Source organism: Streptomyces sp. NPDC059582 (assembly GCF_042735715.1).
In the GTDB taxonomy this organism is placed as follows: Bacteria; Actinomycetota; Actinomycetes; order Streptomycetales; family Streptomycetaceae; genus Streptomyces.
In genome coordinates this window covers 60,416-66,987 of record NZ_JBHWCC010000015.1, presented here as the reverse complement: position 1 = coordinate 66,987, position 6,572 = coordinate 60,416, and the positions used below count along the sequence as shown (strand labels likewise).

The following is a 6,572-nucleotide window of genomic DNA, read 5'->3' as shown; positions in this document are numbered from 1 at the left end:
CGGGCGTGAGCCGGCCGAAGGCGGCCTCTTCGACGCCGCTCCGGTGCCCGGCGGCGTGGCCGCCACGTGGTCGACTGGCGTTCGCATCCGCCTCGGCCCCGTGAGTCAGTCGACGGCGCGGCCGAGGGAATCGCGGCTGTGCCAGGTGACGGTGTCGAGGTGACTCTCCCGGGCGAAGGACCCGGAGCCGGTACGAGACACGAGTCCGCTCAGACCCCGAGTCCGGTGGGTCAGTGCCCGGAGGCTCAGTGCACGGAGAATCCGCCGTCGACGAAGATCGCCTGTCCGGTGACATAGCCGGAGGCTCGGCCGGCCAGGAACACCGCCGCCCCGGCGAAGTCCTCGGGCAGGCCGTTGCGCCCGACCATCGTGCGCGCGGCCAGCGCCGCCACCCGCTCCGGGTCGGACGACAACCGCGCGTTGAGCGGAGTCATGACGAAACCGGGCACCAGCGTGTTGCAGGTGACGCCGTACGGCGACCACGCCTCCGCCTGTGAGCGGGCCAGTGACTCCAACGCCCCCTTGGAGACCCCGTAGGCGCCGCTCTGGACGAACGCCCGGTGCGCCTGCTGGGAGGTGATGTGGATGATCCGCCCGAAACCGCGCTCGGCCATGCCGGGCCCGAAGCGCCGGCCCAGCAGATAGGGCGCCTCCAGGTTCACCGCCATCGTGGCGTCCCACACGTCCTCGCCCAGCTCGCCCATCGGCGGCCGCAGGTTGATCCCGGCACTGTTGACGAGAATGTCCGGCTCGCCGAACACCGCCGCCGCCTGGTCCGCCGCCACGCGCACCCCGTCACGGCTGCTCAGGTCGGCGCTCACCCAGGCCGCCCGGCACCCGTCGGCCGTCAACTCATCGACCGTTGCGGTCAGTTCCGACTCCTTGCGCGCCACGATCACCACACTCGCCCCGGCTCGGGCGAGGGCCCCGGCGATGGCCCGGCCGATGCCGGAGCTACCGCCCGTCACCACGGCGACCCGGCCGTCCAGCGAGAACAGTTCGGAGAGGTAACTGTGCGAGATCATGTCCGCACCCTAGACGCCGAGCGGCAAACGGTGAATCCGCATCCCGCGACGACCCGGTCCTGCGACACTCGGACCGTGCGCGTGGGACCAGGCGCGGCGACCTCTCCTCTCCCGCGGTCACTGAGCGGTGCACCATCGACTCCACCTTCCGAGCTTCCGATCCTCCGAACCCTCGAACGGACGGGCATGAAGTCAATGAGACGAGCCGCGCGCGACCGCAGGCTCGGGTTGGTGATGGGCGCTCCTGTGGCGTTGATCGCCGCGTGCGTTCTCGTCTACCTGGTCATGGCGTTCGGCCCCGACCACCGGGCCGACGCGGGGCCGGGGCCTGCCGCCAACCAGCCCGTCGCCGGCACCGGGGCGATGTCGCCGACCGCGTCGAGGCCGGCGCCCGCACGGGAGTCCCCGGCCACCACGTCACCCCCGGCCACCACACCGTCCCCGACCGGGGCGGCGGCCCCGGCCACCGCGGCGGCGCGGCCCTCGGCCACGGACACCGCGCGGACGGCGTCCGCCGTGGCACCGCTGGCGGGACGGATCAGGCCTGGCGTCACCTACCGGGGAGTCGCCACCTCCTACGACGCAGGGACCGGTGACGGCGCCTGCCTGTACGGCCCGGCGGACGACCTCATGGTCGCGGCGATGAACACCGCCGACTACGAGTCGGCCCAAGCGTGTGGAGCGTACGTGCTCGTCCGCGCCGGCGGCGGCGCCTCGGTCACGGTCCGGGTCGTCAACGAATGCCCGTCGCCCTGCGTACCCGGGCAACTCGACCTCAGCGCACAGGCGTTCGCGAAGCTCGCCGACCCCTCGCTCGGCCGGGTCCCGATCACCTGGGAGCTGCTCAGTCCCAGCACCTCCGGGACCGTCTCGATCCGGTACAAGACCGGTTCCAGCCGCTGGTGGTGCGGCATCCAGGCGCTCGGCCACCGCAATCCGGTGGCGCGGCTGGAGGTCCGTACCACCAGCGGCTGGCGGCAGTTGGCCCGTACCAGCTACAACTACTTCATCTCCGCCGACGGCGCCGGGTGCGGCGACGCGATCAGGATCACCGACATCTACGGCGAACAACTGACCGTCGACGGGGTCGCGCTGCGGCCGGACGTCGTGCAACCGACCCGGATCCAGTTCGCCCGGCACTGACCTCGGCCGCGGTCGGTCCGGGCGGGGCCGTTCCCCCTACTCCTGGTACTCGGTGAGGTCGATCCCGTACACCTGCAGGTCGTGGCCGTGCACGGGATGCTCCACGGTGCCCTCCGACTGCATCCCGAGCTTCTCGAGCACGTTCGTGGAGGCCGTGTCGCCGGTCCGGCACACGGCGACGACCTGGTCGATACCGCGGTCCTGGAGCGCGAACTCCAGTGCGGCGTGGGCGGCTTCGGACGCGTAGCCCTGTCCCCAGAACGCGCGCCCGAGCCGCCAGCGGATCGCCACCTGGCCGGCGATCTCGGCCGGGACCTCCGCCGCGTACAGGCCGACCGCCCCGATCAGTTCCCCGGAGCCGAGGAGCTCGACCGCGAAGATCCCGAACCCCTCCTCGTCCCACTCCTCCTCCCACGCCTCGATGTCCTCGGCGCTCTGTTCCAAGGAGCGGGGCGAGCCGTCGCCGATCCACTGCATCACCGACGGATCGGCTTGGATCTCGGACAGGGGGACAAGGTCGTCGTCCAGCCATCGGCGCAGGAGAAGACGGGGGGTGTGGATCTCGGTCATGGCCCCATCCTGCCGATGCCGGTGCTGTAACGCGAATACGGGGCCCTGGTGACGCGGGTTTCGGCGGAGGTGACCGCGCCGGGGTCTACCGGGGGTGGACCGAGGCGACTCGGAACAGGCGCGGCTGGACGTCCGTGGCGATCTTCGCCGCCTGCTCCATGTGGACGCGGGCCTCGGGGTTGTCGAGCATCGCGCGGTAGTGCTCCTCCGACTCCCACTGGGCGTAGTTGAGGACACGCTCGCCGTCCTGGGAGGCGTGGAAGTTGGCGCAGACGAAGCCGGGCTGGTGCCGCATCGTCTCCTCCGTGGCCCGCGTGAGGAGCTCGATCAGTTCGGTCTGGCGGTCGGGGGAGACGGTGAAGATGTTGATGAGGGTCGCCACCGGGCGGGTCATGTCGATGCATGCGGTAAGTGCCATGGTCAAATTTCTCCCCTTACGAGGATGCCGTATCGCCCACGGGAGCCGCTTTCCCCCGATCGGAGGCAGCCCCTGAGCCCCCTCGGCGTACCTCCCGACCGCCGCCCGGAACGCCAGGCGCGACGCCGGCTGCCCTCGCCCCGTCGCGGTGCACGGAGGAGCATGGGAGAGGAACGACCGAAGGAGAGCCGCCATGAAATCCGGAGCCTCGGATTACGAGCCCTGGCTGTACTCCCACACGCCCTCCCAGGCCGAGGGCGAGCGGGACGAACCTGCCGCACGCGCCGCCATGCACCCGGACGTCCCCAGGACCGAGCCGTCCCAGGCGGAGGGCGAGCGGGTGGACGAGAACAAGACGGCTTGACCGCCCGCGGACATCTTCAAAGAGCTTTGTGGGCCGTCGCCCATGGGCGGGCGCACCATGCCCATGAAGACGTCGACCATGCCCATGAAGACATCGACCATGCCCATGAAGACGTCGACCCGGTCCTGGGTCTCCACGACGAAGCCGGGCGCTCGTGGAGCCGGCGGGCGGCGATGCCCCGCAGCACGTTCAGGCCCATGGCCGTGCCCTGTGTGTCGGTCCGCGCCGGCAGGGTCCGCAGGACAGCGGAACACTGCTGTGGCCTGTGTCGTGGAAGTCGGACCTGCTGCGCGGTTGCTGTCGCGACTACTGGCGGCCGCGGAACCGCTGATGCGGGCACCCTGGGCCGAATCTAGACTGGCGAAGGTGTGGAAAGCCCCCGAATAAGGGAGATGTGCACCATGGCTAAGCGAGGGAACAAGCGACGCGCCCGTAAGAAGAAGAAGGCGAATCACGGCAAGCGTCCCAACGCCTGAGCCGACCTGAGCACACGGCCGAGGACCTCTGTCTTCGCCACTCGGATTGGAATCAAGGACTGGGCTCCCGCGGAGTTGCGGGAACGAACAATGAGCCGGCCCCGAAGCCCGACGAGAACGGGGCCGGCTCTTCAGGGCCGGGCGGCCTTCCATAGCCGAGCAGGGGCCGCCCGAACCTGCGCACACGGCTCCGGAGGCCCAGGTGGGACGGAGAGTCCCTTAGAGTCCCTGAGGGCTCTGACCTGCGGGGGAGTGGCATCAGAAAGACAGCCTCGACCAAGATCATGACACCCCTATTACGGGGGCTCGTCCGATGCGGCCGGCCCCCTCGTCCTTCGGTCGTCCGTTGAAGCCTTTTGAGGAGACCTCTGTCGACAGCTGGCACTTCGTGCTCGGCGGGTGGTTTCTACCGATCCGGTCAACCCGGGACCGAGCAGTCCAGGAGCCGCCCGTCCAGCGTCCCCACGACCAGCCGCTGTTGCTCCGCCCGGTACGCGGCGGACACCGGCGTGACCGGGTGGCCGTGCGCGCGCAGGGTGTGCCGGGCTCGCACCTCGCCCGTCGCCGTGTCCAGGGTCTCCACCTCACCGGTGAGATACACGACGTACACCCTCCGCTCGTCGCCGTCGAGATCGGCGAGCGGCTTGTCGGTGCCATACACCCAGCGTGCCTCTCCGTCCGGCAGCCGACGGCTCACGACGTACGTGCCCTCGCGGGCTTCCCCGTAGGTGGCGCTCCGTTCGTACGACCGGCCCGCGTGGACGAGGGTGTCGGTCAGCTCGACGGCGGGGCCGTACCAGGGCTGGAGCGCGGACGCCGGGTCCCAGCGCAAGGGGAAGAGGGCGCGCAGAGTGGCTGGGCCGTGGGCGCCGGGAGGATCGATCGCGTGGATCCACGGCGCGTCGTCGTCCGGGCCGGGGCCGTCCACATACAACAGACGGGCGCTGTGCCTGACGCGCAGCGCCGGGGAGTTGGAGCGGCTGGGGGCGAGGTCGAGGCGTGCCGCCTCCTGGTGCGTGGGGGCGAGCAGCAGCGCGGCGTGTGCGTCGCGCCCTTGCGGGCGTAGGGCGAGCCAGCCTTCGTCCCCGGCGCACAGTGCGGGGGCCGAAGGCACGTCCACGCAGTCCATCGCACCGCCGTCCGCCGTCGATATCCGCCGCACAGTGGTCGCGCGGTCTACTCGGCGACCTGTCACCTCGTCGCGCCGGTGGCCCCGGTACGTCACCCACGCCGACTCGTCATCAGCAGCCGTCTCGACCCGGACGCTCCCCTCCCCGTCCGCGGGAAGAGCCCACCGCAGCGCGCCCGACGGATCCCAGCATTCGAGGTCCGTGTGCCGGCCGGTGGCGAGCACCCGGCCGTCGGCCAGCACCGCCAGGTCCCGCACCTCCGCCCGCCGCCGCCACCGGCCCTCCGTCAGCCGCGCGAGGGTGTCCTCCACACGCGGGTCGTAAAGGAGCCCGCTCTCGACCATCGGATGGCGTGTGTCGTCCGGGTCGACCAGACCGGCCGGAGCGGACAGCCAGTCGTCCACCGCGACGGCCAGCTCGAAGCCCTTGCCGAAGCCGCCGTCCTTGTCCTCGGGGGAGAGCAGCATCGCGAGCCGGCCGTCCTCCAGCCAGCGCAGGTGGCGCACTTGGCGGCTCTTGCTCAGCAGGTTCGTCACGCGCCCGGTCTCCAGGTGCAGCAGGAGCAGCTTTCCCTGAAAGTCCCACGAGCCGTCGTAGCGGCCGGTGCCGACGGCGACGAGCGGCAGCTCGGGGTGAGGCTCGATGGCACATACGGGGTGGCGGGAGGCAATGACGTGGCGCGGACGGAGGGTGTCGGCCTCGTACACGCCGATCCGGTGGCCGAGCCACTGGCCCGCACCGCGCCACATGACGTGCCCGAGGTCACCGGCCGCGATGACGCAGCCGTGACGCTCGCCGGTCACCGCCCACACGGGCCGCCCGATCTCGGCGAAGGGCTGGTCCCCGAGTATCCGGCGGACGGTCAGCTCATCCGACACGACAATCTCCCCCCCCAGGTGGCGCACAGTTTGCCAGGTACGGCGCTTTCCTGCGGTCTCCCGAGGGAATCGACTCATCCATGTACATGATCGGGAACGGATCCACGAGGCACGCGTACCGAGGCGAGCGGCCACCACCACGGGATGACGGCGGAGGACTTCTCCTCGGCCGCGCCGGGCCACGACATCGTGCGGCCGGCTCGTACGGACGTCCAGGTGCGGGGCTTCGACGGCTCGGTCGTGGACGGCGGCAGCCCCGGGTCCCCGTCGTGCCCGCCGACCACCGTCGCGGCCGCCGCGCCCGCCGGGCGGATGGTTGAGCACAAGGACGTGAGCGTCGGCAGCGACTGGCTTGGCGCGCCACGCACCGCCTGGTCTTCGTCGACCGCCAACGAAGGGCGGCCGGGACGCTCCAGCGGGCGCTGTCCAACCTCGTCGAGAACGCCACCAGGTTCGACCGTCCAGGGCCCGGTCGAGATCTCCGTCACCCCCCACACACCCGGGGTCGTCCGCGTCGAGGTCCCGTTCGCCTTCGGGCGGGAAGGGGCGGTTCGGTGATCGGGTTCAC

Annotated in this window: 7 protein-coding genes and 1 pseudogene; 4 read left to right on the top strand and 4 right to left on the bottom strand. The window is 71.0% G+C overall.

Annotation, left to right across the window (positions count from 1 at the left end):
* Positions 1-245: 245 nt before the first annotated feature.
* Positions 246-1,025, bottom strand: a complete 780-nt coding sequence (locus ACFV0T_RS15680) for an SDR family NAD(P)-dependent oxidoreductase (RefSeq protein ID WP_385778707.1) — start codon at positions 1,023-1,025, stop codon at positions 246-248.
* A gap of 234 nt (positions 1,026-1,259) precedes the next feature.
* Between ACFV0T_RS15680 and ACFV0T_RS15675 the strand changes: the two genes are divergently transcribed.
* Positions 1,260-2,168, top strand: coding sequence for an expansin EXLX1 family cellulose-binding protein (locus tag ACFV0T_RS15675; RefSeq protein WP_385778705.1), 909 nt, complete (start codon positions 1,260-1,262; stop codon positions 2,166-2,168).
* 36 nt (positions 2,169-2,204) lie between these two features.
* On the opposite strand, the gene ACFV0T_RS15670 is transcribed toward ACFV0T_RS15675, so the two are convergent.
* On the bottom strand, positions 2,205-2,738 hold the full coding sequence (locus ACFV0T_RS15670) for a GNAT family N-acetyltransferase (protein WP_385778703.1): 534 nt from the start codon (positions 2,736-2,738) through the stop codon (positions 2,205-2,207).
* A gap of 85 nt (positions 2,739-2,823) precedes the next feature.
* Complete coding sequence (locus ACFV0T_RS15665) at positions 2,824-3,156, bottom strand: antibiotic biosynthesis monooxygenase family protein (RefSeq protein WP_385778701.1); 333 nt, start codon at positions 3,154-3,156, stop codon at positions 2,824-2,826.
* 193 nt (positions 3,157-3,349) lie between these two features.
* On the opposite strand from ACFV0T_RS15665, the gene ACFV0T_RS15660 reads away from it, so the two are divergent.
* Together ACFV0T_RS15660 and ACFV0T_RS15655 are read left to right on the top strand one after the other, a co-directional pair.
* Positions 3,350-3,520 carry a hypothetical protein gene (locus ACFV0T_RS15660; protein WP_385778699.1) on the top strand — a complete coding sequence of 57 codons (171 nt, stop codon included), beginning with the start codon at positions 3,350-3,352 and terminating at the stop codon, positions 3,518-3,520.
* Between the two features lie 401 nt (positions 3,521-3,921).
* Positions 3,922-3,996, top strand: a complete 75-nt coding sequence (locus ACFV0T_RS15655; protein WP_100661309.1) for a 50S ribosomal protein bL37 — start codon at positions 3,922-3,924, stop codon at positions 3,994-3,996.
* A gap of 418 nt (positions 3,997-4,414) precedes the next feature.
* On the opposite strand, the gene ACFV0T_RS15650 is transcribed toward ACFV0T_RS15655, so the two are convergent.
* A complete protein-coding gene (locus tag ACFV0T_RS15650; protein WP_385778697.1) occupies positions 4,415-6,004 on the bottom strand; it encodes a hypothetical protein in 1,590 nt (529 codons plus the stop codon).
* A 138-nt stretch (positions 6,005-6,142) separates the two neighbouring features.
* Here ACFV0T_RS15650 and ACFV0T_RS15645 point away from each other — a divergent pair.
* Positions 6,143-6,352 (top strand): annotated as a pseudogene (locus tag ACFV0T_RS15645) (two-component sensor histidine kinase); the annotation flags it as partial.
* Between the last annotated feature and the right edge of the window lie 220 nt (positions 6,353-6,572).